23 protein-coding genes are annotated in these 24,139 nt (G+C 59.4%); 11 read left to right on the top strand and 12 right to left on the bottom strand.

Translation table 11 applies throughout. The features are described from left to right. Positions 1–26: 26 nt before the first annotated feature. On the top strand, positions 27–1,565 hold the full coding sequence (gene purF / locus ACYVHK_RS06590) for an amidophosphoribosyltransferase (protein ID WP_460528874.1): 1,539 nt from the start codon (positions 27–29) through the stop codon (positions 1,563–1,565). A 115-nt stretch (positions 1,566–1,680) separates the two neighbouring features. On the opposite strand, the gene recA is transcribed toward purF, so the two are convergent. From recA to earP, 3 genes are all read right to left on the bottom strand, one after another. Next, on the bottom strand, positions 1,681–2,730 hold the full coding sequence (recA, locus tag ACYVHK_RS06585) for a recombinase RecA (RefSeq protein WP_460528872.1): 1,050 nt from the start codon (positions 2,728–2,730) through the stop codon (positions 1,681–1,683). A gap of 175 nt (positions 2,731–2,905) precedes the next feature. Then, positions 2,906–3,469 (bottom strand): elongation factor P, encoded by a 564-nt coding sequence (gene efp, locus ACYVHK_RS06580; RefSeq protein WP_460528870.1) that lies wholly within the window; start codon positions 3,467–3,469, stop codon positions 2,906–2,908. A gap of 85 nt (positions 3,470–3,554) precedes the next feature. Continuing rightward, complete coding sequence (gene earP / locus ACYVHK_RS06575; RefSeq protein WP_460528868.1) at positions 3,555–4,709, bottom strand: elongation factor P maturation arginine rhamnosyltransferase EarP; 1,155 nt, start codon at positions 4,707–4,709, stop codon at positions 3,555–3,557. Between the two features lie 114 nt (positions 4,710–4,823). Here earP and ACYVHK_RS06570 point away from each other — a divergent pair, with 114 nt between their 5' ends. The 9 genes from ACYVHK_RS06570 to ACYVHK_RS06530 are packed head-to-tail and all read left to right on the top strand — an operon-like array spanning position 4,824 to position 12,566. After that, positions 4,824–6,122 carry an NAD(P)/FAD-dependent oxidoreductase gene (locus ACYVHK_RS06570; protein WP_460528866.1) on the top strand — a complete coding sequence of 433 codons (1,299 nt, stop codon included), beginning with the start codon at positions 4,824–4,826 and terminating at the stop codon, positions 6,120–6,122. Further along, a complete protein-coding gene (locus ACYVHK_RS06565; protein WP_460528864.1) occupies positions 6,115–6,933 on the top strand; it encodes a DUF1365 domain-containing protein in 819 nt (272 codons plus the stop codon). Before ACYVHK_RS06570 ends, ACYVHK_RS06565 begins: the two co-directional genes overlap by 8 nt. Then, positions 6,930–8,141, top strand: a complete 1,212-nt coding sequence (locus ACYVHK_RS06560) for a class I SAM-dependent methyltransferase (RefSeq protein WP_460528862.1) — start codon at positions 6,930–6,932, stop codon at positions 8,139–8,141. Before ACYVHK_RS06565 ends, ACYVHK_RS06560 begins: the two co-directional genes overlap by 4 nt. Further along, complete coding sequence (locus tag ACYVHK_RS06555; RefSeq protein ID WP_460528860.1) at positions 8,126–8,638, top strand: chalcone isomerase family protein; 513 nt, start codon at positions 8,126–8,128, stop codon at positions 8,636–8,638. Before ACYVHK_RS06560 ends, ACYVHK_RS06555 begins: the two co-directional genes overlap by 16 nt. Beyond that, complete coding sequence (locus tag ACYVHK_RS06550) at positions 8,635–9,912, top strand: MFS transporter (protein ID WP_460528858.1); 1,278 nt, start codon at positions 8,635–8,637, stop codon at positions 9,910–9,912. Before ACYVHK_RS06555 ends, ACYVHK_RS06550 begins: the two co-directional genes overlap by 4 nt. Then, positions 9,909–10,439, top strand: coding sequence for a DUF3833 domain-containing protein (locus tag ACYVHK_RS06545; RefSeq protein WP_460528856.1), 531 nt, complete (start codon positions 9,909–9,911; stop codon positions 10,437–10,439). The genes ACYVHK_RS06550 and ACYVHK_RS06545 overlap by 4 nt, the downstream gene beginning before the upstream one ends. Before the next feature lie 5 nt (positions 10,440–10,444). Continuing rightward, the gene (locus tag ACYVHK_RS06540; RefSeq protein WP_460528854.1) at positions 10,445–11,212 is read left to right on the top strand and encodes an SDR family NAD(P)-dependent oxidoreductase; all 768 of its coding nucleotides are present in this window, start codon (positions 10,445–10,447) and stop codon (positions 11,210–11,212) included. Then, positions 11,209–11,643 (top strand): nuclear transport factor 2 family protein, encoded by a 435-nt coding sequence (locus ACYVHK_RS06535; RefSeq protein WP_460528852.1) that lies wholly within the window; start codon positions 11,209–11,211, stop codon positions 11,641–11,643. The genes ACYVHK_RS06540 and ACYVHK_RS06535 overlap by 4 nt, the downstream gene beginning before the upstream one ends. Beyond that, complete coding sequence (locus tag ACYVHK_RS06530) at positions 11,640–12,566, top strand: MerR family transcriptional regulator (protein ID WP_460528851.1); 927 nt, start codon at positions 11,640–11,642, stop codon at positions 12,564–12,566. Before ACYVHK_RS06535 ends, ACYVHK_RS06530 begins: the two co-directional genes overlap by 4 nt. On the opposite strand, the gene mltA is transcribed toward ACYVHK_RS06530, so the two are convergent. From mltA to ACYVHK_RS06485, 9 genes are all read right to left on the bottom strand, one after another. Next, entirely contained in the window at positions 12,519–13,709 is a 1,191-nt protein-coding gene (gene mltA / locus ACYVHK_RS06525; protein ID WP_460528849.1) for a murein transglycosylase A, read from the bottom strand. The genes ACYVHK_RS06530 and mltA overlap by 48 nt on opposite strands. A 170-nt stretch (positions 13,710–13,879) precedes the next feature. Next, positions 13,880–14,947, bottom strand: a complete 1,068-nt coding sequence (locus ACYVHK_RS06520; RefSeq protein ID WP_460528847.1) for a porin — start codon at positions 14,945–14,947, stop codon at positions 13,880–13,882. 219 nt (positions 14,948–15,166) lie between these two features. Beyond that, on the bottom strand, positions 15,167–16,246 hold the full coding sequence (locus tag ACYVHK_RS06515; RefSeq protein WP_460528845.1) for a porin: 1,080 nt from the start codon (positions 16,244–16,246) through the stop codon (positions 15,167–15,169). 262 nt (positions 16,247–16,508) lie between these two features. Beyond that, complete coding sequence (gene trpC, locus ACYVHK_RS06510; RefSeq protein ID WP_460528843.1) at positions 16,509–17,297, bottom strand: indole-3-glycerol phosphate synthase TrpC; 789 nt, start codon at positions 17,295–17,297, stop codon at positions 16,509–16,511. 3 nt (positions 17,298–17,300) lie between these two features. Next, on the bottom strand, positions 17,301–18,329 hold the full coding sequence (gene trpD / locus ACYVHK_RS06505; RefSeq protein WP_460528841.1) for an anthranilate phosphoribosyltransferase: 1,029 nt from the start codon (positions 18,327–18,329) through the stop codon (positions 17,301–17,303). 243 nt (positions 18,330–18,572) lie between these two features. Next, positions 18,573–20,258, bottom strand: a complete 1,686-nt coding sequence (gene leuA / locus ACYVHK_RS06500; protein ID WP_460528839.1) for a 2-isopropylmalate synthase — start codon at positions 20,256–20,258, stop codon at positions 18,573–18,575. Positions 20,259–20,655: 397 nt separating this feature from the next. Beyond that, the gene (locus ACYVHK_RS06495; RefSeq protein ID WP_460528837.1) at positions 20,656–21,954 is read right to left on the bottom strand and encodes an NAD(P)/FAD-dependent oxidoreductase; all 1,299 of its coding nucleotides are present in this window, start codon (positions 21,952–21,954) and stop codon (positions 20,656–20,658) included. 20 nt (positions 21,955–21,974) lie between these two features. Beyond that, positions 21,975–22,391: a GFA family protein gene (locus ACYVHK_RS06490; protein ID WP_460528835.1), complete on the bottom strand. Its 417-nt coding sequence runs from the start codon at positions 22,389–22,391 to the stop codon at positions 21,975–21,977. Positions 22,392–22,431: 40 nt separating this feature from the next. Beyond that, positions 22,432–23,001 (bottom strand): aminodeoxychorismate/anthranilate synthase component II, encoded by a 570-nt coding sequence (locus ACYVHK_RS06485; protein ID WP_460528833.1) that lies wholly within the window; start codon positions 22,999–23,001, stop codon positions 22,432–22,434. Between the two features lie 292 nt (positions 23,002–23,293). Here ACYVHK_RS06485 and ACYVHK_RS06480 point away from each other — a divergent pair, with 292 nt between their 5' ends. Next, positions 23,294–24,106, top strand: coding sequence for a DUF2971 domain-containing protein (locus ACYVHK_RS06480; protein ID WP_460528831.1), 813 nt, complete (start codon positions 23,294–23,296; stop codon positions 24,104–24,106). Positions 24,107–24,139: the final 33 nt, after the last annotated feature.

Raw genomic sequence — 24,139 nt, 5'->3', positions numbered from 1 at the left:
ACTGGTTTGTAAAGCAAGGAAGCAATATGTGCGGCATTCTCGGAGTGGTGGCCAGAACACCCGTTAACCAATTGCTCTATGACGGCCTGCTCGTCCTGCAGCACCGTGGGCAAGATGCTGCGGGTATCGTGACGGCAGAGCAGAGCGGCGTAATGCATATGCATAAGGGCCAAGGCCTGGTTGCAGACGTATTCCGTACTCGCAACATGCGCTCGCTGCAAGGCAATATCGGTATCGGCCATGTCCGCTATCCGACTGCAGGCTCCGCATCCAGCCTGGCAGAAGCCCAGCCGTTCTACGTCAACAGCCCGTTCGGCATCGTGCTGGCACACAACGGCAACCTGACCAATCACAAGGAGCTGAAGGAAGCGATGTACCGCAATGACTTGCGGCATATCAATACCAATTCCGATTCCGAAGCGCTGCTCAATGTCTTTGCCTATGAGCTGCAAAAACGCGCGATCGGCTTTGCGCTCAAGCCAGAAACCATCTTTGATGCCATCGCCGCCGTACATCGTCGCGTCAAGGGCGCCTACGCCGTCGTCGCGCTGATCGCCGGCTACGGGCTCGTCGCCTTCCGCGATCCCTACGGTATCCGCCCGCTGGTGCTCGGCGAGCACGAAACACCGGACGGCACCGAGTACCTGGTCGCCAGCGAATCCGTGGCACTCGATACCATGGGCTTCAAGCTGATGCGCGACGTTGCCCCTGGCGAAGCCCTCTTCATCACCATGGACGGCCAGTTGCACAGCCGCCAGTGCGCCACGGAATCCAAGCTCGTACCGTGCATTTTCGAGCACGTCTATTTTGCCCGTCCCGATTCGGTTATGGATGGCATCTCGGTCTACCAGGCCCGCCTCAACATGGGTGACAACCTGGCGGAGAAGATTCGGCGCGAACTGCCTGAAATGGACATCGACGTCGTCATCCCCATTCCGGATACCAGTCGCGCCAGCGCTCTGCAACTGGCCAATCACCTGGGCTTGCCGTATCGCGAAGGCTTCCAGAAGAACCGCTATATCGGCCGCACCTTCATCATGCCGGGCCAGGCCACGCGCAAGAAGTCGGTCAGGCAGAAGCTGAACGCCATCGGCATCGAATTCAAGGGACGCAACGTCTTGCTGGTTGACGACTCCATCGTCCGCGGCACGACCTCCAAGGAAATCGTGCAAATGGCGCGCGAAGCAGGCGCCAACAAGGTCTACTTCGCCTCCGCTGCGCCACCGGTTCGCTTCCCGCACGTGTACGGCATCGACATGCCCACCCGTGCCGAACTGATCGCGACCGGCCGTAACGACGTCCAGATCGCCGAAGAGATCTCGGCAGACGCCGTGTTCTACCAGGACATCGATGCCCTGGTACAAGCCGTCTCCGAAGCAAGCGACGGTCGCATCACGGTCTTTGAGACCTCCTGCTTCTCCGGTGAGTACATCACTGGCGACGTAGACGCCGCCTATCTGGACGAGATGGAAAACCGTCGTGCCAGCCCATTGTCGAAGGACAATGACAGCGGTAGTCGCGCACTCGACATGAATATCGGTGTCGCTGAGCAGAACCTGATCTGACATCTCGATGTACGGGCACCTTGCAAAGGGGTGCGCCAAGCAACAAAAAGCCCGCCAATCGGCGGGCTTTTTGCTTCAGATACCGATGCAGACCGGTACCTGATAGGCCACGATATCAAGCCAGATCGAGATCAGCCTCATCCTCTTCTTCCTGCTGGGCAGCAGGCAGCGGCATGGCGATGCCGACGATCTCGCGAATCTTGCTTTCAATTTCGCGGGCAATCGCAGGATTGTCCTTGAGGTACTCGCGGGCGTTGTCCTTGCCCTGGCCAATCTTGTTGCCCTGATAGGCATACCAGGCACCGGACTTGTCGACAATCTTGTGCAGCACGCCCATCTCGATGACTTCACCCTCACGGCTGATACCTTGGCCATAGAGAATGTCGAAGTTGGCTTCGCGGAACGGAGGGGAGACCTTGTTCTTCACCACTTTCACGCGGGTCTCGTTACCCACCACTTCTTCACCCTTCTTGATCGCGCCGGTACGGCGGATATCAAGACGGACCGAGGCGTAGAACTTCAGCGCGTTACCACCGGTGGTGGTTTCCGGACTACCGAACATCACGCCGATCTTCATGCGGATCTGGTTGATGAAGATCACCAAGGTGTTGGTGCGCTTGATGTTACCGGTCAGCTTGCGCAGCGCCTGGGACATCAGTCGGGCTTGCAGGCCCACATGGCTGTCGCCCATTTCGCCTTCGATTTCAGCCTTGGGTACCAGCGCGGCCACCGAGTCCACCACGATGATGTCCACACCACCGGAACGTACCAGCATATCGGCGATTTCCAGTGCCTGCTCGCCCGTATCCGGCTGGGAGATCAGCATGTCGGCCACGTTGACGCCCAGCTTGCCGGCATAGACCGGGTCCAGGGCGTTTTCGGCATCGATATAGGCAGCAACGCCACCCAGCTTCTGGATCTCGGCCACGACCTGCAGACACAGCGTCGTCTTACCGGAGGATTCGGGACCATAGATCTCGACGACGCGACCGCGTGGCAGACCACCAACGCCCAGCGCGAGGTCCAGCCCCAACGAACCCGTGGAGACCACCTGCAGATCGTTTTCGATCTGGGCCTCACCCATTTTCATGATCGAACCCTTGCCAAACTGCTTCTCGATCTGTGCCAGTGCTGCGGCGAGGGCCCTGCTCTTGTTGTCGTCCATGGTTTTCCCTTAAGAATGCGTAGAGAACGTTCGTTCACCGATAAGATGGGCGGAATATAGCACAAGTACTCCGCCTGTAAAGGGGGCTGATTGCGAATGACCTGCATACGCCCGCACAAGGCAACAAAAAGGCAGCCAGGGTGGCTGCCTTTTTGCACATCGCTCCGAAAGCTGCTTAGGCGCGCTTCTTGAACTCGTGGGTGCGGGTGTCGATTTCGATCTTGTCACCGATTTCGATAAAGGCAGCAACCGGCAGTTCAAAGGTGGTGCCCTTGAGCTTGGCAGGCTTCATCACCTTGCCCGACGTGTCGCCACGTACGGCCGGCTCGGTGTACTCGACTTCACGAACGATCGTGGTCGGCAGTTCCACCGAAATCGCCTTGCCGTCGTAGAACACGACTTCGCACAGGTCTTCCATGCCGTCGACGATGAAGTTGACGGTATCGCCAACGTTTTCGGCTTCGACTTCATACTGGTTGAATTCGGTGTCCATGAACACGTACATCGGGTCGGCGAAGTAGGAGTAGGTGCATTCCTTCTTTTCCAGAACCACGACGTCAAACTTTTCGTCGGCCTTGTAGACAGATTCGGAGCCGGAACCGGACAGCAGGTTCTTCAGCTTCATCTTCACGACCGAGGCATTGCGGCCAGACTTGCTGTACTCAGCCTTCAACACAACCATGGGTTGGCCGTCGACCATCACGACGTTGCCAGCGCGGAGCTCTTGTGCGGTTTTCATGCGATTGCCTTGCTAAATGGGGATAAGCGGTTGAAAAAACGAAGCATTATAGCCGGGAGGTGCGAACATTTGCCACAGGGACCGCTTAGCGATGGATCCCGCTACGCTTTTCCCCGGCAAAGCGAGCCAATTGGCTCAGCAGGTCCGGTTGCGCCGAGAGCCTGTCGCACCAAGCCTCGGCGTGTTTTTGCAAGGCTGGGAGCTGTTGCCAGAGAGACCCCCAGCTTTTGCGACAAGCGGCGGAGTCCCCTTCATTCCAGGCCTCTGAGAAGGACCTCAAACTCGCAGCGGCGCCATCGGGCAGACCAGGGACATAGCGCGCCAGATAGGCATCGAGCTTGTTGCGGTGAGCCGCATCCTCCTGCGGATAGATATGCCAGCACAGCGGCCTCGCCGCCCATTGCGCCCGCACAAAGCTATCCTCTCCGCGGATGAAATTCAGATCGCAGCTCCATAGCAGGCGATCGTAGTCCGCCTGCCGAAGGAAAGGCAGCGACAACAAGGTCAAATGCCCTCGTTGCACGCATTGACCCGTTTCAAACGGCGCCCCCAACCAGGCCTCGACCAGCTTTCGTGGCTTGCCATCGGCCACCAGTAAGGTCATGGGCGCTACCGCCTGCCATGCATCCAGCAGCCCGGTCAGCACCATGTTGTCGTAGCAGAACAGCGATACGCAGGGCTGCAGCACGGCAGCCCCATCCAGTCCCAGTCCACGCAGGAAATCAGCCCGCGCAGTCGGATGCTGTTGCCAGGCACGGCGCTGAGCCAGCAGCTCACGCTCCCGCAACAGCCCGCCGGTTTGGGCAGTAAAGCCCGGGAAGAAGAAATGGTGGCTCAGCGGCAGGCGTGGATGCCGTGAGCCCAGGGCATGGCATCCCTCCACCCAGTCCTCAGCCGACAGGTACTCCAGATTGATCCAGACGGGTGGCGGCGCCTGCTGTGCCATGGCGGCCAGGAAAGGCTCCGGCGGATTGCAAGCAAACGCTTCGATCACGATCGCCGCCGGGTCAACTTCGGGGAAGGGGAGCTGCCAGAGGCGAATCTCCACCCCATGCAGGCATTGCACAGCCAACCCGGGCTGGACGGCGGGCTCCAGTACGGTGAATGCCGCCAGGTCGTCGACCCAAAGGCGCACGGCTTCATTGCGCTCGCCCGCGATCTGCCTGGCAAGGCGCCAGCACACACCGATATCGCCAAAATTATCGATAACGGCACAGAAGATATCCCAGTCATTTCTCATGGCGGCGATGGTACACCGGGCAACCGGCCCCTTGTACAGGCACGACTGAACAAAATCCATTTATGTACTGTACAAATCATTGACGCATTCAATGCAGGGACTTACAGTGAAGGAATGAGCACTCTCTACTCCCCCCTGCCTGAGCACGCACGTATTGCGGTTGTCGGTGCCGGCATCTCGGGCTTGGCCGCGGCCTGGCTGCTCGCGCGTCGGTATCAGGTCAGCCTGTTCGAGGCCAATGCCTATTTCGGCGGCCATACCAATACGGTCGACGTCACGCTGGAGGGGATGACCCACCCGGTCGATACCGGCTTCCTGGTGCACAACGACCTGACCTATCCCAACCTGGTCCAGCTGTTTGATCACCTGAAGGTGAACACCCACCCCAGCGACATGACCTTCGCCGTGTCGCTGGCCGAGCCGGATCTGGAATGGGCGGGCACCAGCCTTGCCACGGTCTTTGCGCAGAAACGCAATCTGCTGCGGCCCGCCTTCCTGAGCATGCTGTCCGACATCCTTCGTTTCAACCGGCAAGCGCCGCACCTGCTGCAGGAGGCTCGCCAGCATGGCTGGAGCCTCGCGACCATGCTGGATACCCACGGCTATGGCACGACCATGCGCAACTGGTATCTGCTGCCCATGGCAGCCGCCATATGGTCCTCTTCCGTTGCCGACATACTCGGATTTCCAGCCGAGACTTTCCTCAACTTCTGCCTCAATCACCGGCTGCTGCAGGTCTCGGACCGACCACGCTGGAAAACGGTCAAGGGAGGCGGGCGCTGCTATGTGGAAAAGCTGCTCGCAGGCATACCGGATGCCAGGGTGAACAGCCCGGTGCATGGGCTGCGAAGAGACAGCCAGGGCGTCACCCTGTCCAGTCCGCACGGCACGGAGACATTCGATGCAGTCGTTCTGGCCTGCCATGCACCCACAGCCTTGAGCCTCCTGGATGCCGACGACAGCGAGCGCGAGGTGCTGAGGCATTTTCGCTATCAACCCAACCGGGCGCTGCTGCATACCGATCCCGCCTTACTACCACGTCGGCAAGCGGTCTGGTCAGCCTGGAATTACCAGGCCGGCGCAGGTGATGATCTTGAGCGCCCGGTAGCCGTGAGCTATCTGATCAACCAACTACAGCCCCTGCCATTCAAGGCTCCCGTCGTAGTGACTCTCAATCCACATCGGGAACCTGCAGCCGAGCACCTGATCAGGACATTCGACTATGAGCACCCGGTCATGGACCAGGCTGCCATCCTTGCGCAATCGCGGCTCGCTCAACTGCAAGGACACAAGCAGACCTGGTTCTGCGGTGCATGGTCAGGCTACGGTTTCCATGAAGACGGCCTGAAGTCCGCCTTGCGGGTGGCACGTGACCTGGGCGTGACGCCGCCATGGGATGCCGTCTATGACTAGTCACAAAAATCCGGCGGGCTCGGCTGTCCAGATCTGTCGTGGCCATGTCATGCATGTGCGCCATCGGCCCGTCCGGCATCGCTTCCGTTATCCGGTTTTCTTTCTGCACCTGTGCCTCACCGCACCCGCAAGCCAGATCCGCTGCTGGGGCCTGTTTGGCTTCAATCGCCCGGGCATCATCAGCTTCCATGCAAAGGATCACGGCGACCGCGATGGCCATGATCTGCTGGCCTGGCTGGACCGGCAGCTGGCGAGGGCAGGACTCCATCGTCCTGAGGGCGAAGTCTGGCTGCAAACCTTCCCCCGCGTGCTGGGTTATGTCTTCAAGCCCGTCAGCTTCTGGTACTGCCACGACAAGCGAGGTGAGCTACGCATCCTGATCGCGGAGGTGAACAACACCTTTGGTGAACGCCATCAATATGTCCTGTGTGCACCGGACGAAGGCCCCATCATGCCCAGCACCGAACTTATCTGTCGCAAGCACTTTCATGTCTCTCCCTTTTGCGAGGTCAAAGGTAGTTATCGCTTCCGGGTACGCAATGCGGGAGCGAGAAAGATGGCGCGAATCGACTACTTCGACCATGCCTCGGAGCCCAAGCCGCTGCTGGAGACCGTGCTATGGGGCACCAGCCATCCACTGACGACAAGCCACCTGTTCCGCACCTTGCTACGCACGCCCTTGCTGACCCTGGGCATCACGTTCCGTATTCACTGGCAAGCCCTCCACCTGTGGTGGCGAGGCGTGCCGTTCTTTCGCAAACCGCAAGCGCCCGAACCCGGCTTGACTCATAACAACGAGGCATCCTTATGAACCGCTCCGACCTCGCCATGCCTTATCCGACCACGGGCCTCTCGCCTTGGAGCCGGATGTTGATCGCCATGCTGAACCGTCTGGCAAGCGGGTCCTTGACCTTCATCGACCCTGCAGGGCAAGTTGCTCACTTCGGGACGCTCGGTGCCGAGCCGCATGCGGAGCTGCACCTGCATGATTGGCGCGCTGCAAGCCAGATACTCCGGCACGGCGACATCGGCTTTGCCGAGGCCTACCGGCAGAACTGGCTGGACACCCCTGACATGCTCGCCCTGTTTGAGCTGGCGCTGAAAAACGAGGCTGCGCTGGACGCAGCCGTCAACGGGCGCTGGTGGTCGCTGCTGCTGAAGCGGCTAAGCCACCTGATCCTCCGTGATAACAATCGGCGTGGCAGCCGGCGCAATATCTCGGCGCACTACGACCTGGGCAACGCCTTCTATGCCCTGTGGCTCGACCCCTCGATGTCCTACTCATCCGCCTTATTCGACGAGCAGGCCGGACAGGACATGGAGGCAGCCCAGAGGGCCAAATATGATCGCATCCTTAATCAACTAGGTGCCACGCCAGGTCAGACCATCCTGGAAATAGGCTGCGGCTGGGGCGGCTTTGCCGAGCGGGCCGCAAGGCGTGGCTTGAACGTGCATGGCATCACGCTGTCCACCGAACAACTGAACTGGGCTCGCCAACGTATGGCGGATAACGGCCTGGATGCGCAAGTGACGCTCTCCCTGACCGACTATCGCGATCTGACCGGCCAGTACGATCACATCGTTTCCATCGAAATGATCGAGGCCGTCGGCGAACGCTGGTGGCCAAGCTACTTTGCTACCCTGAAACGCTGCCTCAAACCAGGTGGCAAAGTGGCAATCCAGGCGATCGACATTGCCGACGAGACCTACCCGAGCTACCGCCGCAGCACCGACTTCATCCAGCAATACATATTTCCCGGCGGCATGCTCCCGAGCCCGGACATACTGGCCCGGCGGGCCAGTGATGCTGGCTTTCAGGTACGTGATCGCTTCGACTTTGCAGCGGACTACGCGACCACCTTGCGTTACTGGCGCGATCGATTCGAGGCTGCCCTCGACCAGGTTCGGGCACAAGGCTATGACGAAGGCTTCATCCGGCTTTGGCGCATGTACTTCGTTTACTGCGAAGCGGGATTCAGGGCAGGGCGTACCGGGGTAAAGCAATGGATCCTGGGCTGATATCACGGCTGTGCCTGCTACTTTGCCTGGCGCTGCCTGCCCAGGCAGGCTGGCGGGATGTGCTTGCCGACGCCAAGCCGGTGGGCGCAGGCGACATGCGCTGGCTTGGGCTCAAGCTCTACCGGGCCGAGCTGTACAGCAGCAGTGGACGTTACGTGGCAGGACAGCCCTTTGCATTAGCGCTGACGTACGCCCGCAGTTTCAAGGCCTCGCGCATCATTGATGCAAGCCTGGACCAGATGCGCAGGCAAGGGGCACCAAGCGCGCGCCTGGACAGCTGGGCAGCCTCGATGCGGCAAGCCTTTGTCGATGTCAATGAAGGGGACACCCTGACCGGGGTCTACCTTCCCGGCAAGGGCGCGCGATTCTACGCCGGGGACAAGCCGACCGCAGATATCGACGACCCGGAATTTGCACACTGGTTCTTTTCCATCTGGCTCGGACAGGCAACCTCCGAGCCACGCCTGCGGCAGCAACTACTGGGTAGCGCGCCATGACGTCCAGAGGGCTGCTTGCCTACGCTGCGCTTGGCCTCCCTCTGGCCATGGCCGCCTTGCCCATCTACCTGGCCGCACCGCGTCTGTACGGTAATGAGCTTGGACTCAACCTTGCCTGGCTGGGGCTGGTGCTATTACTGACCCGCTTTGTCGATACCGTACAGGACCCCTGGCTAGGGCGACTGGTGGATGCTTGGCATGGCAGATCCCACGGTTGGCACCGGTTGATCTTGGTCGGCAGCGCCGGCTTGGGGTTGGGGTTCTACGCCCTGTTCAATCCACCGATGATGACCACCGGCTTACTCTATGCATGGCTGGCAAGCAGCCTTGCTCTCGTCTACTTCTCGCATAGTCTGGTCAATATCTGCTACCTCGCCTGGGGTGCACGCCTGACCGACAGCGTTACCGGCAGGGCCAGAGTCACCGCATGGCGCGAAGCCGCCGGTCTGCTGGGAGTCATACTCGCCGCGCTGCTGCCTGCAGTGCTTGCGATGCATTTCAGCGCTCAGGCGAGTCGCCAGCTGTTTGCCTTGCTCTTTGCTGCCATCTTGTTGGCCGCTAGCTACCTGACCCTATGCCAGGCGCCCCCCCCCTTGCCACCCGCCAAGCGCGCATTCGGCCCACACGCCTGGCGGTACGCCCTCCGGGATAGCGCACTGCGGCAGTTCTACCTCATCTACCTGCTCAATTCGTTGTCCGTGGCGATTCCGGCCACCCTGGTGCTGTTCTTTATCGACGACGTCATCGGTGCCAGTGCACGCGCCGGCCTGTTTCTGACGGGCTACTTCGTCAGCGGCGCCATTGCGCTACCGCTGTGGGTCCGCCTGTCTGACCGCATCGGCAAGTCACGGGCGTGGCTGGGCGGCATGCTACTGGCCAGTGCGGCGTTCATCGGCGCCGCGAGTCTGGGGCAGGGGGACGACACACGCTTCATGCTCATCTGCATACTGTCAGGCGTGGCGCTGGGTGCGGATCTCGCCCTGCCTGCGGCCATGCTGGCCGATGCCATCCCGGCAGCGCAGCGGGAAAGCACCGGCATGTACTTCGGTATCTGGGCACTGCTCGGCAAGCTCGCACTGGCATTGTCTGCCGGCATCGGCCTGCCTTTACTCAGCCTGCTCGGCTACCAACCGGGCATACCGGATACCGCAGGCGGGCTGGCGCTGATCTACGCTGGCCTGCCATGCCTCATCAAGCTACTGAGCGCAGGCCTGCTGCTGCGCTGGCAGCATCGCTGGCCGGCCCCGGCCCAGCCTCTGGAGCTGAAGCCATGAAGCATCTGATCACCATCCTGCTTACCTACCTGCTAGCCGCTTGCGCAGGTGTCGATCCACAGCAGTATGCGCATGAGAAGCCCGCGCTGGACCTGCCCACATTCTTCAATGGCACGCTCGATGCCTGGGGCGTCTTCCAGAAGCGTAACGGGCAAGTCACCCGCCGTTTCACCGTGGAGATTCGCACCCAGTGGCAAGGGGACAATGGCACCCTGGATGAGCGTTTTGTCTACGACGACGGAGAAAAGCAGCGACGGATATGGCATCTGAAACGGCAGGCGGATGGCAGCTGGCGAGGGACCGCAGAGGATGTCGTGGGGGAGGCGACAGGCCTGGTCGTGGGTAATACGCTGCACTGGAACTACGTGCTCAGGTTGCCGGTAGATGGCAAGGAATACGAGGTCAGCTTCGACGACTGGATGTGGCAACTTGACGGCAAAACCATGATGAACCGTTCAAGCATGTCCAAGTTCGGAATCGATCTCGGCGAGGTCACCCTGTTCTTTCGAAAGCGTGATCCCTCATGAGCCACATGAACATCCCCATCCCTAGCTGGGAAGGCAAGCGTGTTTGGGTTATCGGGGCGTCCAGCGGAATCGGCGCCGCCGTAGCCCGGTCGCTGCTGCACGAGGGGGCCAAGGTCATCCTCTCCGCCCGACGCGCTACCCAACTGGATGAGGTCGCAGCGGGGCATACGCAGGCATCCGTCGTGGCGTTCGACGTGACCGATACCTTGGCCTGGCCCTCTGCGCATCGGCAAGCCATCGACGCCTTCGGCAGCATAGACCTGGTGATCTTCCTGGCCGCGCGCTACGAACCTCAGCGAGCCTGGGCGCTTGATGCGACATCCGCGGCGCGCAGCTTCGAGCTGAATGTCCTCAGCGTCTATCGCGGTCTGGCCGAGGTAATTCCCTATTTCCAGGCGCAGGGGCATGGCGGCATGGCACTGGTCGCCAGCGTTTCCGGCTATACCGGCCTGCCCGAAGCCACCGTCTACGGGGCAACCAAGGCCGCCCTGATCAATCTTGCCGAGACGCTCTACTTTGATCTCGCGCCACGCGGCCTGTCGGTCTATCTCGTCAATCCCGGCTTTGTCGCCACCCCCATGACCGCCACGAACGACTTTGCCATGCCGGAGCTCATCAGCCCGGAGGTAGCGGCGCAAGCCTTGCTGGCAGGCATGAAGGCAGGGGACTTCGAGATACGTTTCCCCAGGCGTTTTACCGCGCTGCTGCGCCTCGTCAGCCGGCTGCCCTATCGCTGGCGTTTTCCGCTGTTGCACAAGGTGACGCATTTATGAACATTCCCTCACCCAGCCATCCCCGGGCCGACCTGCTGATAGCCTGGTTCGAGTCGCTGACACCGGACAGCCTGGAGAACATCGACAGCGTCTATTCGGCCGATATCCGGTTCAAGGACCCGTTCAATGATCTGCAGGGCCTCACCGCAGTAAAACGGCTCTATGCCCACATGTTTGCGACGTTGCTGTCGCCACGCTTTACCGTCGTGGACCGCGTCGTTCAATGGCCCGCCATGTTCCTAGTATGGCGATTCGACTTCACCGTACGGGGCCGCGCCATGTGCATCCAGGGCGGCTCCCACCTGATCATGAACGACACAGGCCGTATCTGCGTGCACCGCGACTACTGGGACGCGGCAGAAGAACTGTATGAGCAATTACCGCTGCTTGGCGGCCTGCTCAAACTGATCAAGCGGAAATTTGCATCATGAGCGACTTGCCGATTGCCGCAACGGAAATGGAAACCCGCGTCCCGCGTGAATTGCTGCGCATGTGGGAGCGTCGCTATGGCTTTCCGGCACCACGTCGGGATGAGCACGGCGATCGGCTGTACAGTCCGGAAGAAGTCGAAAAGCTCAAACTGATCCGCTACCTGATCGACCGCGGATTCCGCCCTCGGCAATTGATGCCCATGAACCTGGCGGATCTGTCCCTATTACAGCAGCAAGGTCAGCCCAAAACAGGGTCCGTCACCCACGAAGAACAGGATGCGCTATGCAGCATACTGCGCAGCCATGATGTAGCGGCGTTGCATGCCTGGCTAAGAGCGGCACTGTGCGACTACGGTCTTCAGTACCTGTTGATCGAGCACCTTCCCGGCGCGATAAGGCAGGTGGAAGCTGCCAGACAGGATGGTAGCCTCGCCATGCATGAAGCGCACTTTTTCAAGGCCCAGGTTCAGTTTGTCTTGCAGCAGGCGCTACAAGCCTATCGCTTCGTGCCACAACCCCCGCGCATCTTGCTGACCCACCTGTCAGGCGATCAGGATGCCGCGGCGTTAGCCATAACCGACATGTTGCTACGGACAGCAGGCTGCGAAGTCCTGGCATTTGGCGACATGACGGCGGCGGCACTGATACAGGCATCGGTCGACTATGAGATCGACATTGTGGTTTTCGCGCTGGGCGACCCGCACCTCCGCCAAGGCAACAGGCTACTGGCCCTGCGGGAGCAGATGAGGGGCCATACCCTCATCTGGGTCACCGGCCAGGCGCTGACCGATCCATTGCCTGCGGGAATGACGAATCAGCCCGGCTACGCGCAATTACTGGATAGCGTACGCGGCTGGCGTAGCGGGTCGACCCGCTTACAGGGTCTTCTCTCCGGGCAGGGGCAGGCCCTTGGGCCAAAGTAGCCAGACCTGACCCTGTTGCTTCATGCGGCCGGCCAATGCACCGGCTTCCGCTCCGAAGCCCCAGAAGAAATCCGCCCGGATAGGGCCGCGTATGGCACCGCCGGTATCCTGTGCCTGCAGGAGGCGATTCAGCGGCTTGCTGTCGTTAGGCCAGGTCGTCGCCAGATAGATGGGGCTGCCGAGCGGTACGAACTTCGGATCAATTGCTGCGCTGGCACCGTCCGTCAACGGGACATTGAGCGCACCGATGGGACCGCCATCCGCTTGCGGCAGGACCCGGAAAAACACGTAGCTCGGGTTGGCATCCAGCAGTTGCTTGAGCCGGCCGGGGTTGGCACGCGCCCAGGCTTGTATGCCTTGCATCGAGGCCTCGTTCGCCTTCAGCTCACCTTGCTCGATCAGCCACTTGCCGATCGACTTGTATGGCTGGCCATTCTGGTCCGCATAGCCGACTCGCAACAGGCTGCCATCTTCAAGCCTGATACGGCCTGAGCCTTGAACCTGCAGGAAGAAAGCCTCGATCGGGTCGTCCGCCCATGCCAACGCCAGACCCGGCGTCGGGGCCTTGCCGGCTTCGATATCGGCACGACTCCAGTAAGGCACGACCTTGCGGCCATCCAGCCGACCTCGCAACCGCATGCCTTTGAGGTCCGGATAGATATCGCCCAGATCAATGGTCAAGAGATCATCGGGCACACCATAGATGGCGGCGCTACCCGGCTTCTGTTCGCGGCTACCATTGAGCAGCGGCTCGTAGTAACCGGTAATGAGGCCGCTCTGCGCACCCTCACTGGTCTCGATGCGCCAGGGTTGAAAGCGGCGCTCGAAAAACGCCTGGATCGCCGCGTCATCGCGGCGTGGCAACGTCTGCGCTTCGCTGCAAATCTCCTTCCAGCCGGCTCTTGTTGCTAGACGCTTGCAGCTATTGAGCCAGGCCTGCCAGCTCGTCTGCAGCCCCTCACCCGGCCAATCCGGCATCGAAGACCAAATGGCCGGCTGATAGCGCGCAGTCACCGGGGCTGGCTTGGCAGTGACGTCGCCGCACTGGCAGTCGGCTGGCTTGCCGGTCGTGGTAGGAAGGGTAGGCGTGGCGCAGGCGGCCAACAGGCCGAGCGCAAAAGTGGCGGTGAGTAGGCGGCGCATCGCGTATCAAAGTCAGGCAGAAGGCCCGAGCATACCGGAACCCGTTGCACAAAGAAAAACGGTCCCAGGACCGAGGTGGCAAGCAGACGGAACCATGCCGCCGACAAAAGAAAACGGGCATGCAAGCATGCCCGTCTCCAACTTCAGAACAACCAGTTACAACAAGAAGCTTAGAACGAGTGCATCAGACCAAGGCTAAACACGTTCACATCGGTCTTGTCCTTGCCGGTCAAGTCCTTCTTGTAGTCGTCTGCAGTGTATTCCGAGTACACGGCGGTACGCTTGGACAGCGCGTACTTGGCACCCAGGTTCCAACGGACGAATTGGCTGTCATCCAGCGTAGTACCGTTCGACTTGACCTTGCCATTGGCGATCGCGCCAGCCTTCAGGGTCAGAGCATCGATCGTGTAGGCAACGGTAGCAACAACGCTGTCAGCCTTACGCTTGACGGCATTGGTATCAACCTTGGCGTGCTGGTAGCCCAGGCCAACCTTGAAAGCGTCCAGCTGCACGGTACCGGCCAGCAGGAAAGCCTGGTCCTTGGTGCCGTAAACAGGAGCGGTAGCCGGGATAGGCACGGAAGTGCTGCCGCCAGCCAGGTTCTTCTGGTTGTTGAACGCAGCAGCCACGGTGAACGGGCCATTGGCGTAACGGGCGCTAACCGAGAAGTTCTGGGTAGCGTTAACACCGGCCTGCTTGTTCTCGCCAGCACCGTACATCACGGCACCGGTGAAGCCCGAAGCGCTCGGGAAGTCATAGCGAACAGCGTTATCGAAACGGTTGCTGGTCACATTACCCAGTTGGCCGTGCTTGTAGATGGCCAGGTTCAGGCCGGCATCAACCGTACCGTCAAAAATGTCGGCGACATTGGTGTAAGGGGTCTTACCACGACCCAGACCGAACTTACCGAAGTCACCTTGCAGACCGATCCAGCCTTCGCGGTTGGCAAAGCCATTACCAGACGAGTAGGTAGTGTCGTCAATGTTGAAGCCGGTTTCGATCTGCCACCAAGCCTTCAGGCCATCGCCCAGTGCTTCGTCACCCTTGAAACCGATACGGGTCGGGGTGTTGATGCCGCCAGGAGCGCCGGCGTTACCAACAGCAAACTGGTTACCGGTAGTGGTCTTGGTGATTTCGACCGGGACGTTGACGAGACCGTACAGGGTGACGGTGCCATCAGCGAAGGCCGGAGCGGCGAGTGCACCCAGTACCAGGGTGGCAAGCAAAGACTTGCGCATAAGGAATTCTCCGTTGTTTGAGTCGTAGGGAGCCTGTCCGGGACTCAGGCTGAAGCGAATTTTGCGCGTGGCTGTTTCGTTTTCGCAATCGGGAATACCCGGATTTACGTGAATTAGCCGGCATTCGCTGGGCTTTACGCAACAGATTCACAAAAACGTAATGAAAAACGGGCACCAAGCGGCGCCCGTTCTCAATTTCAAGCGTATCTGATTACCAGATTAGAACGTGTGGCGAACACCCACGCCCAGGATTTTCACATCCTTGCCGGCCGCAGCGGGTGCGGAACCGGTAGCGCTGTTCTGGTTCTTGAAGCCGTAGTTACCCTTGGCTTCGTTGTTGATGGCCGAGTAGTAGGCATAGACCGCGCTACGCTTGGACAAGCTGTACTCGCCTTCGAGCGACCACATGGTGGCGCCGTTTTGGGCGTTGTCCATGTTTTCCTTGGCATCTGCGTAAGCCACCAGCACCTTGGCGCTGCCGAATTTCTGTTGCAGCGTTGCGGTCCATGCCGGACGCGACAGCTTGGGGGTGCCGGCGGCGTTGTCACGCTCCAGCTTGACATAACCCAGGCCGATCGTAGTGTCGTCAAAGGCATAGCTACCGGTCACGCGCCAGGCGTTCGAATCGTAATAGTTTGTCACGGCACCGGTCACCACCGCATTGTCATCCTTGCGGGTTTCGTAGGCGGCACCAACGTTGAAACCGCCCAAGGTGTAGTCCCCCGAGATCGAGATGCGGTTGTTGTTCTTGGAGCCCGACTTGCCGGCAACGGCATCTGCCTTGGCTTCGTCCGGCGAGAACGAGATCTTGCCGACAAAACCGGACAGGTTGGGCGTCCAGTACTGAACCACGTTGTCCTGACGGGTGTGGTAGCTCAGCTTGCTGCTCTGATCTTGATGCAGCAGGGCTTCCATCTGTTCACCCGGACCGTCGATGATGTCCAGATTCTTCTTGATGGTCTTGAAAGGCGTATCCCAACGACCCAGCAGAACGGTACCGAACTCACCCTTCAGGCCGACTGCGCTGTTACGGCTGGCAAAAGCGCCAGCGTTGGAATCATCGGTACCGATCTTGTTCTCGATCTGGAACCAGGCCTTCATGCCAGCGCCGAGGTCTTCTTCACCTTTGAAGCCGAAATAGGAGGTGTTGTCTTGCACGCGGGTGGTCTTGAGAGCGCCGTTATCGAACGACTCAAAACCCATGTTGAGCTTGCCGTACAGGGTCACGGTGTTGTCAGCAGCGAATGCCGGGGCGGCCAGTGCGCCGAGTACGGCGATTGCGAGCAGTTGCTTCTTCATGGATCGACTCCAGTTTTGTTGGGAAGTTATCGCGTGGCCCTTTTGGATTGCAGGGCCGACGGGCGCTTTATACGGAGTGGCGATGACATGGCTGTTACAAGTCAGGACAAATTGCGGCGATGCAACATTAAAGTTTACTTCTATATTCTGGGGCGATCAGCTGGGGCAGGTGGCATGGTTCGACCTGCTGGATCGACAAGGACAATGCCAATGAAAACGGGGCGCCGTCGGCGCCCCGTTGGGGGATGGGTATTGTTAGATATCAGCCAAACAGTTTGGCCAACTCGGCACCCGGCGAGGGTTGCCGCATAAAGGCCTCACCCACCAGGAAGGCATACACCTCATGTTCCAGCATAAGGCTGACATCGGCGGGGGTGATGATGCCGGACTCGGTAATCACGATCCGGTCGGAAGGAATGCTATCCAGCAAGCCAAGGGTGTTCTGCAAGCTCACCTCGAAGCTACGCAGGTCCCGATTGTTGATGCCGATCAAGGGGGTCTTCAGCGTCAGGGCCTGCTCCAGCTCACGGGCATCATGGGATTCAACCAATACCGCCATCCCCAACGACAGCGCCAGCGCCTCCAGCTCCTGCATATGGGCCGTCTCAAGCGCCCCCACGATCAGCAGGATACAGTCGGCGCCCATCGCGCGCGCCTCATAGACCTGATAAGCGTCAACGATGAAATCCTTGCGGAGTACCGGCAAGGAACACGCCGCCCTCGCAGCCTTCAGGTAGTCAACATGCCCCTGGAAATACTGCACATCGGTCAGCACGGACAAACACGCCGCACCATGAGCGGCATAGTCGGCAGCAATGGCCGCCGGCTGGAAATCGGCACGGATGACGCCCTTGGACGGGCTGGCCTTCTTGATCTCGGCGATCACCGCGGCCTCGCCCTCGGCGTACTTCCCGCGCAACGCTGATGCGAAGTCACGAATCCCGCCCAGTGCCTCGGCCTCGGCCCTGACAGACGTCAGCGGTGCCGCTACTCGCGCGACAGCAATTTCTTCGGCTTTAGTCGCCAGGATTTTCTTCAGGATATCGGACATGGTTCAAGCTTTGAAAGATTGGGTCAGCGCCACCAGGGCGTCGAGTTTGGCGCGAGCGGCACCGCTGGCCAGCGCGGCCTCTGCCGCCTTGAAACCATCGGCAAGACTGCTGGTGACGTCCGCCGTATACAGGGCGGCGCCGGCGTTCAAGATCACGATATCGCGACAAGGGCCTGCCTGGTTATCCAGCACCGCCCGTACCTTGATGCTGGATTCCGTCGGGCTGGCCGCCTTCAATGCCGCCGGGTCGCAAAAGGCGAAGCCATGCTCGCGCGGGTCGAACACATACTCCCGCACTTCACCGCTGCGTAACTCGGCCACCAGGGTGGTATCGAGCAAACTGATTTCATCCAGCCCATCGCGCCCGTGCACGATCATGACGTGGCTGCTACCAAGCTCCTTGAGCACCCGTGCCTGTATGCCAACCAGGTCAGGGTGGAACACCCCCATCAACTGATTGTCAGCTCCGGCCGGATTGGTCAATGGTCCGAGAATATTGAAGATCGTACGCACCCCAAGCTCACGGCGGATGGGCACCACGTTCTTCATGGCGCCGTGATGGTTCGGCGCGAACATGAAACCCAGACCAATCTCGTCGATACACTGTCCGACTTGAGCAGGCGTGAGTGCCAGATTCACACCCAGGTTTTCCAGTACATCGGCGGAACCGCTGGAGGATGAAACCCCACGATTGCCATGTTTGGCCACGCGCGCGCCGGCCGCAGCTGCCACAAAAGCGGCCGTCGTACTGATATTGAAAGTATGCGCACCATCACCACCGGTGCCGCAGGTGTCGATCAGATGCTGCCGCTGCTGCACGGACACCGCGCTGGCCATCTCGCGCATGACGGTCGCCGCCGCAGCGATTTCGGAAACGGTTTCCACCTTCACGCGCAGGCCGATCAGGATGGCCGCGGTCTGAACCGGCGTCATCTCGCCCGTCATGATCTGGCGCATAACGGACAGCATTTCGTCGTAGAACAATTCATTGCCGTCGATCAGACGGTTCAGTGCGGCCTGGGGCGTGATCATGAGGACATGCCTGGATTCGTGAAGCGGGGAGGAGGTGATTCTAGCCGTGCGGAACGCTACGACCAAGTAAGTGCTGGCTTGGGACTTATTCCTGCGCTGTCTAGCATCACCACGCAGCAAGGCTGCCCAACAGGAACAATCCCGGCAGAACGATACGCCGACCGGGCCACTTTTGGCGATCCGGCCGGCGCTGAGTGAGGGATGGGCAAGGCCATGAGCCCATTGCCATGCCCTCCGAGGCGCTTATATCGCCTTTGCACTCACGGCCATCGCTGCCGGCTTACGGGCAATGGCGCGGTTGGTGGCGCTGACCAGCGCCAGGATCGAAGCGGTAACGATATTGCTGTGCAGCCCGACGCCGAAGACACTGCCGTCCACGCCATCCATGGACAACTCCACGAAGGCGACCGCCCGTGCATCGGCACCATGGCCCAGGGAGCGTTCCTCGTAGGATTGCACCCGGATCGGCATACCCAGCGCATCCACCGCCGCCGCGATCGGGCCGTTGCCACTACCCTTGAGATTGGTCGACTGTCCGTCGATTTCGACGACCAGACTCACGCCCTGGGCATTGCCATCCTCATGCAGATGGTGGCCATGCAGCCGGATGGGGTTGCGGGCATCCAGGTACTCCTGGGTAAACAGGCGCCACAGCTCGTCAGCGCCGACCTCACTACCGGTTGCGTCGGTATGCGCCTGTACCACGCTGCTGAATTCGACCTGCAAGCGTCGCGGCATGACAAGGCCATAGCCGGTTTCCAGCAGGTAGGCGATGCCGCCCTTGCCAGACTGGCTGTTCACCCGGATCACCGATTCATAGCTACGGCCAAGGTCGGCCGGGTCGATAGGCAGATAGGGGACATCCCAGAACGCTCCCTCGCGCCGCGCAGCAAAACCCTTCTTGATCGCATCCTGATGCGAACCGGAGAAGGCGGTAAAGACCAGGTCCCCCACATACGGATGCCGCGGATGGATAGGCAACTGGGTACATTCCTCTACGGTACGCGCCACGGCATTGATATCGGAGAAGTCGAGCCCGGGGTCCACGCCCTGGGTATAGAGATTGAGTGCCAGCGTCACCAGATCGACATTGCCGGTACGCTCACCGTTACCGAACAGGCAACCTTCCACCCGGTCAGCACCGGCCATCACCGCCAGTTCTGCCGCCGCCACGGCGGTACCGCGGTCATTGTGCGGGTGAACACTCAGTACCACGCTATCGCGGCGGGCCAGATTGCGGTGCATCCACTCCACCTGGTCGGCATAGACATTGGGGGTGGCAGCTTCGATCGTGGCAGGAAGGTTGATGATCATCTTGGCGCCGGGTGTCGGCTCCCAGGCTTCAATCACCGCATTACAGACATCCAGTGCGAACTCGGGCTCGGTCGTACTGAAGGTTTCGGGGCTGTACTGCAGCACCCATTCGGTCTCCGGATACTGGCTGACCAGTTGCTTGACCAGTTGGACGGCCTCAACGGCCATTTGCCGGACCTCGGCCTTCTCCATGTTAAACACCTGCTCGCGCCAGGGGCGGGCGGTGGCATTGTAGACATGGACAATGGCACGCCGGGCGCCAATCAACGATTCGACAGTGCGACGTATCAGGTGTTCGCGTGCCTGGGTCAATACTTCGATGGTGACATCATCGGGAATCCGCTTCTCTTCAATGAGCTGGCGGACAAAATCGAAATCGGTCTGGGAGGCGGAGGGAAAGGCCACCTCGATTTCCTTGCAGCCGATCTGGACCAGGGTTTCGAACATGCGCATCTTGCGCTCGGCATTCATCGGTTCGAACAAGGCCTGGTTGCCATCGCGCAAATCAGTGCTCATCCAGATGGGAGCGTGCGAAATAGTCTGGCTGGGCCAGCGGCGGTCGGGCAGGGAAAGGGCAGGGAAGGGACGGTATTTGCTTTGTGCTTGCTTCAACATGATGAGCCTCGTGATCGCTTTGGATGAATGCTGGATGCGACGATCTGCTGGACGGACAACAGATGGCTGCCGGGCTGTCGCAAACTCAAGGCCGGGCAACCGTTGCGCAGTCGTAGCGAGGTCAGAAATAGCGAGATCATGGTGAAGCTCCTGTTACCGGATGTGTTTGAACGCACGGAACCCTCGCGGGATCAGCGATGCACTTCGAGACTGGGGGATGTACTAGGGGAAAATCAGGTGCGCGATGCGCGCAGTAGCAGACCCAAGCCCGAAGAGCGGGATAGGGGTAGTAGTAGCGATAGGGTCTGCTGACGGAGAGTCATGCCTTAAACGTACCGTTTCAATGCCGGGCCGGTCAACTCTTTTTTACGGGAACAGGCAGCAAAGGCGGACTTGATCAGTCGGCATGCCAGGCCGCTTCGGCCCAATCGCGCAGTTGGTACCAGCTCATTCCCAGCGTCACCAGCGAGCGGGCAAAACCGGGCAGATGGGTCGGTAGACGGTATTGCGGCAAGGCGGCAAAGCGGTCGAATCTGGCCGGTTGGCCCAACACGGCTTCAACCACCAGCTTGCCGGCCAGGCCCGTCAATGCGAGGCCGTGACCAGAAAATCCCTGCGCGAAGTAGCAGTTCTCGGCAAGCCGGCCAAAATGCGGCAACTTGTGGGGTGTGACATCCACATAACCGCCCCAGGCGTGGCTGATCTCGACATCGACCAGTTGCGGAAAGACCTCCAGCATGCGTTGGCGCGTGTCCTCCTGCCGACTCGCCGCCACACCGCTGGCACGCCCGCCGAATAGAAGTCGGTGATCCGCACCCAACCGGAAATAATTCAGCACATGCTTGCAATCGGCAACGGCTGCGCCGCTTGGCAGCAATGCTGCGGCTAAGGGAGGCGCAAGCGGCACCGTGGCCACAATAAAACTCTCTACTGGCAGGAAATAACGCGCCAGCTCCGGCGCAATCCCGCTGGCGCCGGCATTCACCGCCAGCATGAGGTATCGGCCACGGATCTGCCCCTCAGGGGTATCGACCAGCCACAGTCCATCCTGCCGTCGCCAGGATAGGGCAGGTGACTGCTCGTGAAGACTGGCCCCCGCTGTTTCTGCCGCGGCCGCAATGCCCAGGGTATAGGCCAACGGATCAAGATGGACTTCGTGGGGATCAAACAAGCCACCGACATAGCGGGGGCTGGCAAGGTGGTCCGCCAAACCGGTTCGATCCAGCAAGGTCAGGTCGGCGTAACCATATTGCGATGCTGCGGCTGCCTGCCAGGCCGCAAGATCGCGCATCTGCCCGGCATGGGTGGCTGCATAGACATAGCCATTCTGAGCCATGTCACACGCAATACCGTACCGCTGGACATTGGACTTCAACAGACCCAGCGCCTCCCGCGACATGCTCCAGATGGCTTTTGCCGCATCGAGTCCGACAGCCTTCTCGACGGTGGACATGCTGGCCGCAAGGCCTTGCAGCGCCTGCCCGCCGTTGCGGCCCGAAGCCTGCGAGCCTATGCGCCCGGCCTCCAGCAAAGTGACCGACAGGCCTTGCTCCGCGGCATACAAAGCGCTGGAGAGGCCGGTCAGGCCTCCGCCAATCACGACAATATCCACGCTCGATTCGCCCTGCAGTTTTGGGCGGAGCTCAGGAGCAGGCTGCCTATCGGCATACCAGGAAGGATTGATGGTTTGTTTCACGTCAGGAAACCACGGCAGGCTTACACAATGAGACCACCATCACTGCCATAGCGCGGCAAACCATCATTGCAGTTGGCCCAGCTGACATGACTATCGTAGTAGACATGCCCACTTGGAGGCATCACCTCACCATGGGTCAATGAGGCCCGGGTGATGTGCATTTCGTCCGCCCAGCGCTGACCATGAAAAAACAGTGTCGTCCCGCACTGCCCGCAGAATCCCCGCCTTGCCTGCGCCGAGGATTGAAACCAGCGCAGGGCATGCTCACCTTCATAGACCGAGAATGCAGGGTAGGGGACGCCGAACCAAGTGACGAAGGCGGCACCATGCGCTTGTCGGCACATGGAACAATGACAATGGGCGCACCAAATAGCATCAGCGTCGACTGCATACTTCACCGTCCCACAAAAGCATTGTCCCGTCAGACGGTTGCACATCGCCATGCTCCTTGCTACCAGGCCGCTTGGCTCACGGCCATCAGGCGTAGGTCTTTAGGAAGTTGTCCAGCATCTGGTGACCGTGCTCCGTCAGGATCGCCTCGGGATGAAACTGTACGCCCTCGATAGGCAGGCTCTTATGGCGGACACCCATGATTTCACCGTCATCCGTCCAGGCGGTGATTTCCAGGCAGTCGGGGCAGCTCTCCCGTTCAATCACCAGGGAGTGATACCGCGTGGCGGTAAAGGGGGAGGGCAGGTCCTTGAAGGTGCCGGCGTCGGTATGACTGACGGGCGACGTCTTGCCGTGCATCAACTGCTTGGCATGGATGATCTTGCCACCGAAAGCCTGACCGATGCTCTGGTGCCCCAGGCAAACGCCGAGAATCGGAATTTCACCGGCAAAGCGCTTGATCGCCTCCACCGAGATACCTGCCTCGGAAGGAGAGCATGGTCCTGGGGAGACCACCAGATACTTCGGCTGCTTGGCGGCGATTTCGTCCAGGGTGATTTCGTCGTTGCGATACACCTCGACCTCTTGCCCAAGCTCCCCGAAATACTGGACGAGGTTGTAGGTAAAGGAGTCGTAATTATCGATCATCAGCAGCATACAAAGCCTAACTCATTGATTTAAAGCCATCCTCGGCGGTCAGGCTCTATTTGATACCCCCATTTGTACCCCCTTTTTTCATCGCTGGGCGATTAGAGGGGGGGGGGTGAGGGCTGGGATTGGGACCATTATGCATATCAGGGCGGAGTGAGTCGAGACTGGCCGCCAGCCTTGCACGTTGTTTGTTACCCTTCACTGACGACGGGAGCATGCCTTGTTCGTTTCAACCTGACTATCTGCAGACTGGAATATGGATCTGCCATTCACTAATCATTAGAAACCAGGGGGCGCAGTGCTTTACAAATATCGCAAGTTCGACTTGAACGGAATTGGAATTTTAATTAACAAGGAAATATTTTGCGCAAGGCCTTCCACACTCAACGATCCTGCCGATTCAACCCATAACATAAAACAGATAATTGATGACTATATCGATTCAATAACTGACCCACACCGATCGGAAGTGGCCGAATATTTAAGACTCCCTTTACCTGCCGGTAAACTCAATTCCGGCGAATTGAACATATATGAAATGTTCCACAATGTTCACGATGCAACTGGAATATTTTCAGCTTCGAGAGTCGTTGATAATGCTGTGATGTGGTCGCACTATGCTGACAACCACTCAGGATTCTGTATCGGCTTCGTAGAGGAGGAGCTACTTGCCATCTGTAATGATCATGATCATAGCGGAGTAATGGGATTCGACGACGTTAATTACAAAGAACAGCCTGACTTCGCCTCTGTTGTTGATAAATATATCGATTCTGTAGATAAGAATAAAAGTCCTGAAGGATTGAAATCCAGGGTCCTATTAGGAGACTTTATTCCTTTTGTAGAAAACCTAACTACAGAATTTTACTCAACAAAGGATACTAGCTGGTCCTATGAGCAAGAGTGGCGAATGGTAACCGGTGTATCAAAAGCTGTTAGCTTCGCTCCTAAAGCAATATCTGAAATTGTGATCGGTAGCAAAACTGCCCCGTTTAACATCAAACTTATAAAGAATCTCTTAAATCAACCTCAATGGAGTCATGTAACTCTTAAGCGAGCTAACTTTATGCCCGGGACCACCAAGATGGCGATCAAGGATCTTTCCGACTAGCGAGTGGTGAACGTTCGTTCTCTTTTGGCTAGA

The organism is Chitinimonas naiadis (genome assembly GCF_054780835.1).
Note: the sequence above shows the minus strand (reverse complement) of the source record. Positions and strands in the feature narration are given on the sequence as shown.